This window comes from Bradyrhizobium sp., from assembly GCF_035935975.1.
Lineage (GTDB): Bacteria > Pseudomonadota > Alphaproteobacteria > Rhizobiales > Xanthobacteraceae > Bradyrhizobium.
In genome coordinates, this window is sequence record NZ_DASYWN010000001.1 from 1 (window position 1) to 14,297 (window position 14,297).

Below are 14,297 nucleotides of genomic sequence, written 5' to 3' on the forward strand. Positions count from 1 at the left end.
ATCGCAAGGAAAATTGTGCCATTATGGTCGCTGGTGAGCGTGCCTACAGTCGATGCTTGCATCTGACCCTCCGTGGGTTCGAGTGTGGAAACCCAAACCTACCGGAAAGGCCACGCTCACCGCCCCATGGAATCTACGGCATCTAGCGGTTTACGCCATGCTCAGCTCGTGGCGGCCCACCACCATCCAGTGCACCTCGTCGGGACCGTCGGCGAAGCGCAGGTGGCGGACGTCCTGGTACATCTCCGCGAGCGGGGTCCAGTGCGAGATGCCGGTGGCGCCGTGCATCTGGATCGACTGGTCGATGATCTTGCAGGCGCGCTCCGGCACCATGGCCTTGACCATGGAGACCCAGACGCGGGCTTCCTTGTTGCCGAGCACGTCCATCGCCTTGGCGGCCTTGAGCACCATCAGACGCATCGCCTCGATCTCGCAGCGCGCCTGCGCGATGATCTGCATGTTGCCGCCGAGATGGGCGATCTTCTTGCCGAAGGCCTCGCGGGTGAGGCCACGCTGCACCATCAGGTCGAGCGCCTTCTCGGCCTTGCCGATGGTGCGCATGCAGTGATGGATGCGCCCCGGTCCGAGGCGGAGCTGCGAGATCTCGAAGCCGCGGCCCTCGCCGAGCAGCATGTTCTCCTTCGGGACCCGCACATTGTTGAAGCGCATGTGCATGTGGCCGCGCGGGGCGTGGTCCTGCCCGAACACGTACATCGGGCCGAGCACCTCGACGCCGGGCGTGTCGCGCGGCACCAGGATCTGCGACTGCTGCTTGCTCGGCGCCGCATCCGGATTGGTCTTCACCATCACGATGAGGATCTTGCAGCGGGGATCGCCGACGCCGGAGATGTAGTATTTCTCGCCGTTGATGACCCATTCGTCGCCGACGAGCTTTGCGGTGGTCGAGATGTTCTTGGCGTCGGAGGAGGCGACGTTCGGCTCGGTCATGACATAGGCCGAGCGGATCTCGCCGTTCATCAGCGGCTTCAGCCACTTCTCCTTCTGCTCCTTGGTGCCGACGCGCTCCAGCACTTCCATGTTGCCGGTGTCGGGCGCCGAGCAGTTCATGGTTTCGGAGGCCAGCGGGCTCTTGCCGAGCTCGGCTGCGATATAGGCGTAGTCGAGGTTCTTCAGGCCCTGGCCGGTCTCGTCATCGGGCAGGAAGAAGTTCCAGAGGCCTTCCTGCTTGGCCTTGTTCTTGGCCTTCTCCAGCACCTCGAGCTGCTTCGGCGTAAAGCTCCAGCGGTCTTCCTTGCCTTCGCCCGCCTTGGCGAACTCGATCGACATCGGCTCGACGGTGTCGCGGATGAACTTCTTGACGTGGTCGTAGAGCGGCCGGACCTGGTCCGACATGCGCAGGTCGTTCAGCTCGTCGCCGGGATTGAGGGTGTAGTTGGTGGTGCGGGGTATGTAGGCGTGCTTTGTCATTGTTCCTCCCGGTTCACTGAGATCGTGTTGGCCGCAAGAATAGTCGCAGCGCCGCCAAAGTGCGAGCGGGTATTTTCTCACGCGCGCCATGCCACGCGATGGAATTTCGCGAGGGCGTTTGAAATGTTGTTTGAATGGATAGTAGGGAGGTCACAGCCGCGCGCCTCACTCTCCGCTGTCATCGCCCGGCGAAGACCGGGCGATCCAGTATTCCAGAGGCCGCAGTGATTGCATCGAGACGCCGCGGCGTACTGGATGCCCCGGTCAAGCCGGGGCATGACGGTGGTGGTGCGGTCAGCTCAGTTCGGCATCCGATGCATCGCGCAGATCTTGTTGCCGTCGAGGTCGCGCAGATAGGCGAGATAGAGCTTGTTTCCCGCGCCCTCGCGGATGCCGGGCGGATTCTCGATCGGCGTTCCGCCGGCGGCGACGCCTGCGGCGTGCCACTTGTCGACCTGCTCGGGCGAATTGGCGGCAAAGCCGATGGTGGCGCCGTTCGCACAGGTCGCCGGCTCGCCGTTGATCGGCTTGGTCACCGAGAACACGCCGGTCTTGGTGAAGTAGAAAATGCGGTGGCCATCGACCTTGGCCGGCCGCACCTCCAGCGTGCTCAGCAGACTGTCGTAGAACGTCTTGGCCTTGTCGAGGTCGTTGGTGCCGATCATGATGTGTGAGAACATTTGCCTTCCCCCTCAGAGTTTGTAGCCCGGACGGAGCGCAGCGAAATCCGGGTCTTGCTTGCTTTGGCTGGTCCCGGATTGCGCTGCGCTCCATCCGGGCTGCGAACCCAGAATCAAAACGCCGTATAGCCGCCGTCGATCACGAACGTATCGGCGGTGTGATAGGACGAGGCCTTGCTCATCAGATACACCGCGATGCCGCCGAAATCGGAGGCCTCGCCGAAGCGGCGCATCGGAATCCGCGGCATCACGTTGGCGACGAATTTTTCGTTGGCCATGATGCCGGCGGTCATGTCGCTCTTGATCCAGCCGGGCAGGATTGCATTGGCGGTGACGCCGTGGCGGGCGAGCTCGACGCCGAGCGCGCGCACCAGCGCGTTGATGGCGGCCTTGGTCGCGGCATAATGCTCGTTGCGCGCGGTGCCGAAGATCGAGGCAAGGCTCGAGGTCGCCACCAGCCGGCCGAAGGGATCGCCGGCATTCGCGCGTTCGGTCATGTGCTTTGCGGCGGCCTGGAACGCGTGGAACACGCCGTCGAGATTGGTCGCGAACATCGTACGCCATTCCTCTTCGGTGCGCTCGATGAAGGACCTGCGGCCGCCGCCGCCGATGCCGGCATTGGCGAAGCAGCCGTCGACCCGGCCGAAGGTGTCGAGCGTCGCTTTCATCGCGGCGTTGACCGAGGCCGGATCGGTGACGTCGCAGACGCGGCTGTCGACCTTGCCTGGAAGGCCTGCCATGCTCGCGGCAGCAGCCTTGTTCTTGTCAGCATTGCGGCCCCAGATCGAGACGTTGCAGCCCTGGCCGGCGAGCGCCTGCGCGATGCCGAGCCCGATACCGCCATTGCCGCCGGTGATCACCGCGACGCGGCCCGAGAGGTCGAAGAGATTCATGGCGCGTTTCCTGTTCTTGGCGAGACTTTTTGGTAGGCCGCGCGTCAGCCGGTGCGCGCAAGATCGTGCGATATGACGGTGGGGTATGCTTTGGTCACCATGGACAAGACCGCGCCAAAAATCAAATATGCGCCCCGGCAAAAATGAATTCCGGCCTGCGAAACTGACGCGGCCGGCAACTGACGAGGAAACGATGCAGTTCAAACACGTCACGCTCGATTTCGATGGCTCGGTCGCGATCCTCCGGCTCGACCATCAGGAGGTGATGAACGCGGTCTCCGTGGACATGCTGGGCGGGCTCTCCGAAGCGCTCGACGCGATCGAGGAGAAGAAGGACGAGGTGCGCTGCATCGTGCTGACCGGCGCGGGGCGAGCGTTCTGCACCGGCGCGAATCTGCAGGGCCGCAACAACCAGTCGAAGAAGACCAAGGCCGGCCTGACGCTGGAGACCGGCTTTCATCCCTTCCTGCGCCGCATCCGCAATTTGCACTGCCCGATCATCACGGCGGTGAACGGGCCGGCGGCGGGCGCCGGCATGAGCTTCGCGCTGCTCGGCGACATGATCCTGTGCGCGCGTTCCTCCTATTTCCTGCAGGCCTTCCGGCGCATCGGCCTCGTGCCGGATTGCGGCTCGACCTGGCTGCTGCCGCGCCTCGTCGGCCGCGCGCGCTCGATCGAATTGTCGCTGATGGGCGAGCGGCTGCCGGCCGAGAAGGCACTGGAATGGGGCCTCGTCAACCGCGTCCATGACGACGGCGTGCTGATGGAGGAGGCGATGAAGCTCGCGCGCGACCTGGCGAGCGGCCCGACGGTGGCGCTGTCGCTGATCCGCAAGCTCTATTGGGACAGCCCCGAGAATTCCTTCGAGGAGCAGCTCAATCTCGAATTCCAGTGCCAGCTCCGCGCCGGCGACACGGAAGATTTCCGCGAGGGCGTCGGCGCCTTCCTGGAGAAGCGTCCGGCACAGTTCAAAGGCAAATGATCGAGGCGGAGCTTTCGCGCAGCGTGGCGCGCTGGTGTCCCGGTGCGACCGGTGTCACCGGCGCGGCGCGGCTGTCGGGTGGTGCCAGCCAGGAGACCTGGCGCTTCGACATCGTGCATCCCGATGGGCCGATCGGCGCGATCCTGCGCCGTTCGCCGAAAGGCTATGGCGCCGCGCCGACGCGCGCGGCGGGCCTCGCGGCCGAAGCGCAGCTGATGCAGCTCGCCTTCGAGGCCGGTGTGCCGTCGCCGCGCGTGCTGCATGTGCTGACGCCGGACGACGATCTCGGCACCGGCTTCATCATGCAGCGCGTGGAAGGCGAGACCATCGCGCGCAAGATCCTTCGCGATGACGAGTTCGCAGCGGCGCGGCCGCATCTGGCGCGTCAGATCGGCGGTGTGCTGGCGGGGCTGCACAGGCTGCCGCAAGACAAATTGCCCGAGCTGCGCAGCCGCTCTGCGACCCGGGAAATCTCCGAGTTCGAGCGCGACTATCGCAGCCTGAACTGGCCAAAGCCGGTGTTCGAGCTGGCGCTGCGCTGGCTGCGCGACCACGATCCCGGACCGTCGGCCGAGACCACGCTGGTGCATGGCGATTTCCGCAACGGCAATCTCATCATCGGCGCCGACGGCGTCCGCGCGGTGCTGGACTGGGAGCTCGCCCATCTCGGCGATCCCATGGAGGATCTCGGCTGGGTCTGCGTCAATTCTTGGCGCTTTGGCGAGATCGACAAGCCCGTCGGCGGCTTTGGCTCGCGCGAAGACCTGTTCGCCGGCTATGAGGCCGCAGGCCGCAAATGCGATCCCGCGCGGGTCAAATTCTGGGAAGTGATGGGCACGCTGCGCTGGGGCATCATGTGCGGCGGCATGATGCAGCGGTTCCGCGAGGGACCGGATCATTCGATGGAGCGCGCCATGATCGGCCGTCGCGCGTCCGAGACCGAGATCGATCTCTTACGGCTGCTCGCGCCGCGGGGAGGGTAGGCATGCAAGACGAACCGACACCGATCGAGCTGACCAAGGCGGTCGCCGATTTCCTCCGCAACGACATCACGCCGCTGATCTCCGGCCATCAGGCCTTCAAGCTGCGCGTCGCCGTCAACATCCTCGACCTCGTCACGCGGCAGCTGACGCGGGAGGCGGGGAGCGATGCGAAGGAGGTCGAGCGCCTGCGCGCGCTGCTCGGCACGGACGGCTCGGTGACCGACCTCAACCGCGCGCTCGCCGAGCGGATCGCGAAAGGTGAGGTCGATCTTGCGACGCCGGGGCTAGCCAAGCATCTATGGGCAACCACAATGGACAAGCTCGCGGTCGATCAGCCGAATTACGCCTCGTACAAGCGGGAGCAGGATCGCAATTCGTAGGATGGGTAGAGCGAAGCGAAACCCATCATCTCAAGCCGTGCTCTGCCATTGATGGGTTTCGCTCCGCTCTGCCCATCCTACGGGCTGTCATCGCCCGCGAAGGCGGGCCAGTATTCCAGAGGCAGTGCGGCTAGAACCGAGAAGCCCCGGCGTACTGGATGCCCCGGTCAAGCCGGGGCATGACACCGGTGATGTTGGGGGCGCTCGTCGTCGTGACGGGAGAGCCCCTACTTCCCCACCCATTTCGGTGGCCGCTTCTCCGAGAACGCCTTCGGGCCCTCGATGTAATCCTGCGAGGCCACCATCGCCTTCACCGCCGGGTACTCGCGCTGCTCCTCGATCGCCTGCTCCAGCGACACGGCGAGGCCCTTCTGGATGGTCTGCTTCGAGGCGCGGATCGACATCGGCGAGTTCTTGGTGATCATCTCAGCCCAGCGCAGTGCGCCGGCGAGCGCTTCGCCCTGCGGCACCACCTCGTTGACGAAGCCGAGCTCCTGGCCCTCCTTGGCGCTGACATGGCGCGCGGTGAGGATCATGCCCATGGCGCGCTTCAGGCCGATCTGGCGCGGCAGGCGGTGCAGGCCGCCGGCGAGCGCGGCGAGGCCGACGCGCGGCTCGGGCAGGGCGAAGGTGGCATTCTCCGAGGCGATGATCAGGTCGCAGGCCAGCGCGATCTCGAAGCCGCCGCCCATGGCGACGCCGTTGACCGCGGCGATGATCGGCTTGTCGCAGTCGAAGCGCGCGGTGAGGCCGGCAAAGCCGCCCTTGTCCCAGCCGCGTTTGCCGCCGGCCGCCTGCCACTTCAGATCGTTGCCGGCGCAGAACGCCTTGTCGCCGGCGCCGGTGACGATCGCGACCCATTGCTCGGGATCGGCGGAGAAATCGTCAAACACCTTTTGCAGCTCGAAATGCGCGTCGGTGTGCAGCGCGTTGTAGACCTCGGGCCGCGACAGCGTGACGATCGTGATCGGCCCCTTGCGTTCCGCCTTTGAGAATTTCAGATCCATCGCGCGCTCCCGCATTTTCTCGTGAAGGAATATTGGCGTCATACTACCGCGTGCCCGCGCACGAGCACCACCAAATTGCGCAATGCGCTTTGCGCCTCTCACACGCCTCAGCTTGCTTGACTTGGCGTCGCACTTCTCACCTTAATCGTGCGAAGCAAAATGCGCCTAGCGCCTTAACGCAAAACGATAAAATCAATCCGGGAGAGAACCGTGGATTTCTCATTGCCTGCCGATCTCGTCGCCTATCTCGGAGAACTCGATCGTTTCATCGAACGCGAGATCAAGCCGCTGGAAGAGGCCGACGACAACATCCGCTTCTTCGACCATCGCCGCGAATGGGCGCGCACCGATTTCGAGAATGGCGGCCTGCCGCGTCATGAGTGGGAGGCGCTGCTGCGCAAGGCCAAGGATCTCGCCGACGCTGCCGGGCACTTACGCTTTCCGGTGTCGAAGCAATATGGCGGCAAGGACGGCTCCAACCTCTGGATGGCCGTGATCCGCGAGCATTTTGCCGCCAAGGGTCTCGGCCTGCACAACGACCTCCAGAACGAGCACTCGATCGTCGGCAATTTCCCCGTCGTCACCATGCTCGATCGCTACGGTCGCGACGACCAGAAGGCGATGATCGACGGCTCCATCAAGGGCAAGTACCGCATCACCTTTGGCCTCACCGAACCGCATCACGGCTCGGACGCCACCCACATGGAGACGCGCGCGGTGCCGGCGACCCGCGACAACGTCAAGGGCTGGATCATCAACGGCGAGAAGATGTGGACGACCGGCATGCACGTCGCCACGCATTGCGCGCTGTTCGCGCGCACATCAGGCAATGACGGCGATGCCCGCGGCATCACCTGCTTCCTGGTGCCGGCCAAGAGCCACGGCGTGAAGGTCGAGGAGTACATGTGGACCTTCAACATGCCGACTGACCATCCGCGCGTCAGCTTCACCGACGTGTTCGTGCCTGAGGACGCGCAGTTCGGCGAGGTCGGCCGCGGCCTGTCGCTGGCGCAATGCTTCGTCCACCAGAACCGCATTCGCCAGGCCGCGAGCTCGCTCGGCGCGGCCGTCTACTGCATCAACGAAAGCGTGAAATATGCGCGCGAGCGCAAGCCGTTCGGCCGGGCGCTCGCCGAGAACCAGGCGATCCAGTTTCCGCTGGTCGAGCTTGCGACGCAGGCCGAGATGCTGCGCCTGTTGATCCGCAAGACCGCCTGGGAGATGGACCAGCTCACCGAGGAGCAGATCGAGCGCACGCTCTCCGACCGCGTCTCGATGTGCAACTACTGGGCAAACCGCCTTTGTTGTGAGTCGGCCGACCGCGCCATGCAGGTCCACGGCGGCATGGGCTATTCGCGCCACAAGCCATTCGAGCACATCTACCGCCACCACCGCCGCTACCGCATCACCGAAGGCAGCGAGGAGATCCAGATGCGCAAGGTGGCGGGGTTCCTGTTCGGCTATATGGGGCCGGGGAAGCATTAAGCGTCATTGCGAGCGCAGCGAAGCAATCCAGAATTGTTCCACAGAGACAGACTGGATTGCTTCGTCGCAAGCGCTCCTCGCAATGACGGTGGAGAGAGGCGCGCTTCTGTCTCCACGCCGTCATTGCGAGCGAAGCGAAGCAATCCAGAGATGTCGCCTTGGAGGGACTCGGGATTGCTCGTAACGACGATCAATTCACCCTTCGATCCTTCCCCGCCCAATACGGCTCGCGCAATTGCCGCCGCAAAATCTTGCCTGACGGATTGCGCGGCAGCGCCGGCAGGAACTCCACGCTCTTCGGCGTCTTGTAGCCGGCGATGCGCTCGCGGGTGAAGTTGATGATGTCGGTGGCGGTGGCTTGCTTGCCGGGCTTCATCACCACCACGGCCTTCACCGCCTCGCCCCATTTGTCGTCGGGGATGCCGATGACCGCGGCTTCCGCGACGTCAGGATGATCGCACAGCGCGCTCTCGACCTCGGCGGGATAGATGTTCTCGCCGCCGGAGATGATCATGTCCTTGATGCGGTCGTGGATGTAGAGATAGCCGTCCTCGTCCATGTAGCCGGCGTCACCCGTGCGCAGCCAGCCGTCGCCGCGCAGCGTCGAGGCGGTCGCCTCCGGCAGATTCCAGTAACCGGCCATGTTCGAGCCCGAGCGCGTCGCGATCTCGCCGACCTCGCGCGGCGGCAGCGGCTTGCCGTCCACGTCCAGAATCGCGATCTCGACGCCCGGCAGCGCCTTGCCGGCCGAGCGCATCCGCTCGAGGCCCTCGACGTGGTCCTCCGGCGGCAGCGCGACGATGGTGCCCGTCGTCTCGGTCATGCCGTACATCTGCACGAAGCCGCATTTGAAGATCTCGATGCATTCCTTCAGCAACGCGGCCGGAATCGGGGAGGCGCCGTAGAGCATGTATTTCAGCCGGGAGAAATCGACCGTCTTCGCGCGCGGCTGCCGCACCACGAACTGCATCGCTGCCGGCACCATGAACAGTTTGGTGATGCCCGACTGCTCGAAGAAGTCCAGCACCTTGGTCGGATCGAACTCGCGCGCGATGACGCCGCGGGCGCCGTGATAGAGCCCCATCACGCCCCAGCCGGAGCCGCCGATGTGGAAGATCGGCATCGCGACCAGCGAGACGTCATCGGTCGACCAGCGGTTCCACTCCGGCTTGTCCTCGGCATTGCCGGTTTGAACGAGGTTGAGGAAGTTGGCATGCGACAGCATCGCGCCCTTCGGCTTGCCGGTGGTGCCCGACGTGTAGAGCTGGATCGCGATGTCCTTCGTGTCGATCGGCACCTTGGGATCATCGTCGCTCTGCGCATCGCGCCAGGCGGCAAAATCCTGCCATTCCGGCGCGCCGCCTTCGGTGGTGATGACGGTACGAACGCCCGGCAGCTGATCCTTGATCTGGCGGACCTGGGTGATGAACTCCGGCCCCACGAACAGCACCGGCGCCTTGCAATCCGCGACGATGAAGGCGACCTCGGGCCCGGCGAGCCGCCAGTTCACCGGCGCCATCACGACGCCGGCCTTCATCGCGCCCATCAGCAGTTCGAAATAGAGATCGCTGTTCTTGCCGAGATAGCCGATGCGGTCGCCCTTCTTGACGCCCATCGCGAGAAGCGCGTTTGCGACCTTGTTGGTCTTGACGTCGAATTCGGCAAAGCTGGTGACGCGGCCCTCGAACTCGTAGGCGGTGGCGTTGCCGCGGCTCGTCGCGCGCTCGCGCACCATGTCGGCGAGATTCGCCAATGGCTGTGTGGTGGACATGTCTCTCCCGTGGCGTTTTGTTCTTATGCCGCGGAGTGTGGCGTCATCCGCGGGCAAAGACAATACGGGAGAGGACGCTACCCCCGCTTCGCCCGGTCCTTCTCGTTCTGCGCCATGATGCTTTCGCGCGCGGTCTTCCAGTCGTCGTCGCTCCAGTCGCGGAGCTGGTAGAAATTGCCGCCCATGGCGAGCGCCTGCGCGCCGTCCATGGCGATGGTCTCGCCGGTGATCCAGTCGCAGCCGCCGGAAATTAAAAATACCGCGAGGTTCTGCAATTCCTCCATGGTGCCAACGCGGCCCATCGGGTTCATCGCCTTGGTGCGCGCGCCGGCTTCATCGCCCGGCTTGATGCGCTTGCTCATGCCCTCGGTCGGGATCTCGCCGGGTGCAATCGTGTTGAGGCGGATGCCGTAGCGGCCCCATTCGGTGGCGAGCGACATCGTCATGGCGTGGATCGCCGACTTGCTCATCGCCGACGGCACCACGTAAGGCGAGCCGTTGCGTACCCAGGTCACGGTGATCGAGACGACGTTGCCCGGCTGCTTCAACGCGATCCAGCGCTTGCCGACCGCATGCGTCACATAAAATGTGCCGTGCATGACGATGTTGGCGACGGCATCGAAGCCGCGCGGCGACAGCTCCTCGCTGCGCGAGATGAAATTGCCGGCGGCGTTGTTGATGAGATCGGTCAGCGGTCCGTCGCGGAAGATATTCTCGATCATCTCGTCGACCGCGAGCGCGTTGCGGATGTCGACGCCGTGGCTGGTGACGCGGCCGCCATATTGATCCATCAGCTCGGTCGCGGTCTCGTCGCAGACGATCTTGCGCCGGCCGCAGATGTGCACCTCGGCGCCGAGCTGGAGGAAGCGCGCTGCCATCGACTTGCCGAGCCCGGTGCCGCCGCCGGTCACGAGAATGCGCCGCCCAGCCAGAAGATTTTCCTTGAACATGGCTGTTTCTCCCGTACGGATTGTCAGTTAATTGGTCGATTGACTAAATCTGGCCGTCAGCTTTCTGTAAAGCGGCACCGAACAAGAACAGGGGAGAATTCATCCATGGAAGAGCGCGTCTCGATTTCGATCTCGGAAGGCGTCGCCGACGTGCGGCTGGTGCGCGCGGACAAGATGAATGCGCTCGATCAGGCCATGTTCGAGGCCCTTGTCGCGGCAACCGAGCGGCTTTCGAAGGAAAAAGGCGTGCGCGTCGTCGTGCTCTCAGGCGAGGGCCGCGCCTTCTGCGCCGGTCTCGACATGGGGCGTTTTGCCGCCATGAAGGAGAAGGGCGGCAACGGAATTCCGGGTGGCGAAAATCGCGATCTCACCAAGCGCACGCACGGCCAGGCGAACTTTCCGCAACAAGCGGTATGGGGATGGCGACAGCTTCCGGTTCCCGTGATCGCTGCGGTGCATGGCGTTGCCTTCGGCGGCGGCTTCCAGCTCTCGCTCGGCGCCGACATGCGCTTCCTATCCCCCGATGCGCGGATGTCGGTGATGGAGATCAAATGGGGCCTCGTGCCTGACATGGCGGGCACGCCGATCCTGGCCTCGCTGGTGCGCGACGACATCCTGCGCGATCTCACCTACACGGGGCGCATCTTCTCCGCGCAGGAGGCAATGACCTACGGCCTCGCCACGCGCATCTGCGATGATCCGCGCGCTGCGGCGCTCGAGGTCGCACGCGAGATCGCGGGAAAAAGCCCTGATGCGATCCGTGCTGCGAAGCGACTGCTGAACAATCTCTCGGTCGATCCGGGCCCGGCGCTGCTCGCGGAGTCGGTCGAGCAGCAGAAGCTGATCGGCAGCCCGAACCAGACCGAGGCGGTGCGCTCGAATCTGGAGAAGCGCGCGGCGAAGTATGCGGACTAACAAGGTCCTCATCCCGAGGAGCCGCGCAGCGGCGTCTCGAGGGATGGGCCACGGGCTCTCATGGTTCGAGACGGCGCTCCGCGCCTCCTCACCATGAGGGTCAACTCCAACTAAAAAGAAAAAACAAAAATGAGCGAAACGTCCAACTTCCTCGGCATCGTCTCCGGCGAGCGCCGCCGTGCCCACACCGAAGTCGCCGCCCGTGCCGACCGCATCGCATCCGGCCTTGCCAAGGTCGGCGTCAAGCAGGGCGATTGCGTCTGCATGCTGATGCGCAACGACATCGCCTTCCTGGAGGCAGCCTATGCCGCGATGCGGCTGGGTGCCTATGGCGTGCCGATCAACTGGCACTTCAAGCCCGAGGAGATCAACTACATCCTTGGTGACACCGGCACCTCCGTGCTGATCGGACATGCCGACATGCTGCACGCCTTGCGCGACGCGATTCCAAAAGGCGTCACCGTGCTCAGCGTGCCGACGCCGCCGGAGATCCTCAAAAACTACAAGATCGATCCGGATCACCTGAAGACGCCGGACTTCGCGATCGATCTCGAGTCCTGGCTCGCGCAATTCCAGCCCTATGACGGCCCGGTCGTGCCGCAGCCGATGAACATGATCTACACTTCGGGCACGACAGGCCATCCCAAGGGCGTGCGCCGCAATGCGCCGACGCAGGATCAGCAGGCCGCCGGCGAGCGCATGCGCGCGATGATCTACGGGCTCAAGCCCGGCGCCCGCGCGATCCTGCCGGGGCCGCTCTATCACTCCGCGCCCAACTCGTTCGGCATCCGTGCGGGCAAGCTCGGCGGCGTGCTGGTCTTGATGCCGCGCTTCGAGGCGGAGGAATTTCTGGAGCTGATCGAGCGCTATAAAATCGACACCATCTTCATGGTGCCGACCATGTTCATTCGCCTGATGAAGCTGCCGGAGGCGGTGCGCAGGAAGTACGACGTCTCCTCGCTCCGCCACATCATCCACGCCGCTGCGCCATGCCCAGCGGACGTCAAGCGCGCCATGATCGAATGGTGGGGGCCGGTGATCTACGAGTTCTACGGCTCGACCGAATCCAGCGCCGTGACCTTCGCAACCTCCGAGGACGCGCTGAAGAAGCCCGGCACGGTCGGCAAGATCTCGCCCGGTGCGGAGCTGCGCTTCATCGGCGATGACGGCCGCGTGCTGGGCGTCGGCGAGATCGGTGAGATCTACTCGCGCATGGCCGAGATGGCCGATTTCACCTACCACAACAAGCCGGAGAAGCGCGCCGAGATCGACCGCGACGGTTTCATCACCTCCGGCGATGTCGGCTACATCGACGAGGAGGGCTACGTCTTCATCTGCGACCGCAAGCGCGACATGGTGATTTCGGGCGGCGTCAACATCTATCCGGCCGAGATCGAATCCGTGCTGCACGCCGTGCCCGGCGTGCATGATTGCGCGGTGTTCGGCATCCCCGATGCCGAGTTCGGCGAGGCGCTGATGGCGGTTGTGGAGCCGCAGCCGGGCATCGCGCTCGAAGCGTCCGATGTCCGCGCGCGGCTGAAGACCTCGCTCGCGGATTACAAGGTGCCCAAGCACATCGAGATCCGCAGCGGCCTGCCGCGCGAAGATTCTGGAAAAATCTTCAAGCGCCGCCTGCGCGATCCCTATTGGGAGCGGGCGGGGCGGAAGATCTGACAGTCCGTAGCCCGGGTGAGCGAAGCGATACCCGGGATGGTAAGAGAGAAGGTCCCGGATGTCGCTGCGCTCATCCGGGCTACAAGAGAGGGGCCTCCCATGAGCGATGCGGCAAGCGAGACCAAAGAAGTCCTTTACACAGTCGCCGACCACATCGCGACCATCACGCTGAACGCGCCGGAGCGCATGAACACGATCTCCGGCCCGATGCTGAACGATCTGGCGCGGTTGTTGACCCAAGCCAACGAGGACAGGAACGTCCGCGTCGTCATTCTCACCGGCAAGGGCAGGGCATTCTGCGCCGGCCTCGACCTGCGCAAGGAGCGCGACGGCAACGGCCTCAGCGCCGCATCCTCGCCGACCACGATCAATTTGCGCAACACGCCGCCGACGGTGTTGCAGGCGATGGACAAGCCGACCATCTGCGCCGTCAACGGCGGCGCGGCCGGCTATGGCATGGACACCGCGCTCGGCTGCGACATCCGCATCATGGCGGAATCCTCAAAGCTCGCCGCCGCCTTCGTCAAGCGCGGCGTGGTGCCGGAATCCGGCGGCACCTGGCTGCTGCCGCGCATGCTCGGCTGGGCCAAGGCCTCCGAGCTGATCTTCACCGGCCGCACCCTCAGCGCGCGCGAATGCCTGGAATGGGGCCTTGCCAACGAGGTCGTGCCGGATGCCGAGCTGATGACCCGCGCGTATGCCGTCGCCCGCGAGATCGCCGCCAACGCGCCGCTCGCGGTGCAGGCCTCCAAGCGCATGATGCGGATGGGCCTCAACGAGAATTTCCACGACCACGTCCACCACGTCTATCTCCAGCTCCTGCCGCTGTTTAGGACACAGGACATGGCCGAAGGCATGAAGGCCTTCATGGAGAAGCGCGAACCGAAGTTCGAGGGGAAGTAATTCGTAGCCCGGGTGAGCGAAGCGATACCCGGGACAGTGGGAGTGAGAGGCCCCGGATGTCGTGGAGCCTGTCATCGGGCGGCGCTCCGCGCCGACCCGTTGGCTCATCCGGGCTTCTGTAACGGGCCTCGGTTAGTCAATCCCTTTTTCGCGTCATCCTCTCACCGGGAACCTGCTTCTGTACGGGATCGGCGCTATGGCCGTCGCCTGATGGGGTTCTAAGGAGGAACAGGCCGGCCAATCTAC

13 protein-coding genes are annotated in these 14,297 nt (G+C 64.5%); 7 read left to right on the forward strand and 6 right to left on the reverse strand.

What is annotated here, in order from left to right; genetic code table 11:
* Positions 1 to 150: 150 nt before the first annotated feature.
* The 3 genes from VGR99_RS00005 to VGR99_RS00015 form a co-directional block, all read right to left on the reverse strand.
* Positions 151 to 1,428 carry an acyl-CoA dehydrogenase family protein gene (locus VGR99_RS00005; protein WP_326896238.1) on the reverse strand — a complete coding sequence of 426 codons (1,278 nt, stop codon included), beginning with the start codon at positions 1,426 to 1,428 and terminating at the stop codon, positions 151 to 153.
* 299 nt (positions 1,429 to 1,727) lie between these two features.
* Positions 1,728 to 2,108 (reverse strand): VOC family protein, encoded by a 381-nt coding sequence (locus VGR99_RS00010; protein ID WP_326896239.1) that lies wholly within the window; start codon positions 2,106 to 2,108, stop codon positions 1,728 to 1,730.
* A gap of 113 nt (positions 2,109 to 2,221) precedes the next feature.
* Positions 2,222 to 3,001: an SDR family oxidoreductase gene (locus VGR99_RS00015; RefSeq protein WP_326896240.1), complete on the reverse strand. Its 780-nt coding sequence runs from the start codon at positions 2,999 to 3,001 to the stop codon at positions 2,222 to 2,224.
* Between the two features lie 193 nt (positions 3,002 to 3,194).
* On the opposite strand from VGR99_RS00015, the gene VGR99_RS00020 reads away from it, so the two are divergent.
* The 3 genes from VGR99_RS00020 to VGR99_RS00030 are packed head-to-tail and all read left to right on the forward strand — an operon-like array spanning position 3,195 to position 5,346.
* Complete coding sequence (locus VGR99_RS00020) at positions 3,195 to 3,983, forward strand: enoyl-CoA hydratase/isomerase (RefSeq protein ID WP_326896241.1); 789 nt, start codon at positions 3,195 to 3,197, stop codon at positions 3,981 to 3,983.
* A complete protein-coding gene (locus tag VGR99_RS00025; protein ID WP_326896242.1) occupies positions 3,980 to 4,966 on the forward strand; it encodes a phosphotransferase family protein in 987 nt (328 codons plus the stop codon). The genes VGR99_RS00020 and VGR99_RS00025 overlap by 4 nt, the downstream gene beginning before the upstream one ends.
* Positions 4,967 to 4,968: 2 nt before the next feature.
* Positions 4,969 to 5,346 carry a DUF6285 domain-containing protein gene (locus tag VGR99_RS00030; RefSeq protein WP_326896243.1) on the forward strand — a complete coding sequence of 126 codons (378 nt, stop codon included), beginning with the start codon at positions 4,969 to 4,971 and terminating at the stop codon, positions 5,344 to 5,346.
* 227 nt (positions 5,347 to 5,573) lie between these two features.
* Here VGR99_RS00030 and VGR99_RS00035 read toward each other — a convergent pair whose 3' ends face one another.
* Positions 5,574 to 6,353, reverse strand: a complete 780-nt coding sequence (locus tag VGR99_RS00035) for an enoyl-CoA hydratase-related protein (protein WP_326896244.1) — start codon at positions 6,351 to 6,353, stop codon at positions 5,574 to 5,576.
* 210 nt (positions 6,354 to 6,563) lie between these two features.
* Between VGR99_RS00035 and VGR99_RS00040 the strand changes: the two genes are divergently transcribed.
* The gene (locus VGR99_RS00040) at positions 6,564 to 7,838 is read left to right on the forward strand and encodes an acyl-CoA dehydrogenase family protein (RefSeq protein ID WP_326896245.1); all 1,275 of its coding nucleotides are present in this window, start codon (positions 6,564 to 6,566) and stop codon (positions 7,836 to 7,838) included.
* Between the two features lie 190 nt (positions 7,839 to 8,028).
* Here the strand turns inward: VGR99_RS00040 and VGR99_RS00045 are convergent, their stop codons facing one another.
* Both VGR99_RS00045 and VGR99_RS00050 read right to left on the reverse strand, forming a co-directional pair.
* Positions 8,029 to 9,609: a fatty acid--CoA ligase gene (locus VGR99_RS00045; protein ID WP_326896246.1), complete on the reverse strand. Its 1,581-nt coding sequence runs from the start codon at positions 9,607 to 9,609 to the stop codon at positions 8,029 to 8,031.
* A 77-nt stretch (positions 9,610 to 9,686) separates the two neighbouring features.
* Complete coding sequence (locus tag VGR99_RS00050; protein WP_326896247.1) at positions 9,687 to 10,559, reverse strand: SDR family oxidoreductase; 873 nt, start codon at positions 10,557 to 10,559, stop codon at positions 9,687 to 9,689.
* A gap of 105 nt (positions 10,560 to 10,664) precedes the next feature.
* On the opposite strand from VGR99_RS00050, the gene VGR99_RS00055 reads away from it, so the two are divergent.
* The 3 genes from VGR99_RS00055 (at position 10,665) to VGR99_RS00065 (ending at position 14,051) form a co-directional block, all read left to right on the forward strand.
* Positions 10,665 to 11,474 (forward strand): crotonase/enoyl-CoA hydratase family protein, encoded by an 810-nt coding sequence (locus VGR99_RS00055; protein ID WP_326896248.1) that lies wholly within the window; start codon positions 10,665 to 10,667, stop codon positions 11,472 to 11,474.
* Positions 11,475 to 11,603: 129 nt separating this feature from the next.
* Positions 11,604 to 13,148 carry an acyl-CoA synthetase gene (locus VGR99_RS00060; RefSeq protein ID WP_326896249.1) on the forward strand — a complete coding sequence of 515 codons (1,545 nt, stop codon included), beginning with the start codon at positions 11,604 to 11,606 and terminating at the stop codon, positions 13,146 to 13,148.
* Positions 13,149 to 13,247: 99 nt separating this feature from the next.
* Positions 13,248 to 14,051 carry an enoyl-CoA hydratase/isomerase family protein gene (locus VGR99_RS00065; RefSeq protein WP_326896250.1) on the forward strand — a complete coding sequence of 268 codons (804 nt, stop codon included), beginning with the start codon at positions 13,248 to 13,250 and terminating at the stop codon, positions 14,049 to 14,051.
* The last annotated feature ends 246 nt before the right edge of the window (positions 14,052 to 14,297 follow it).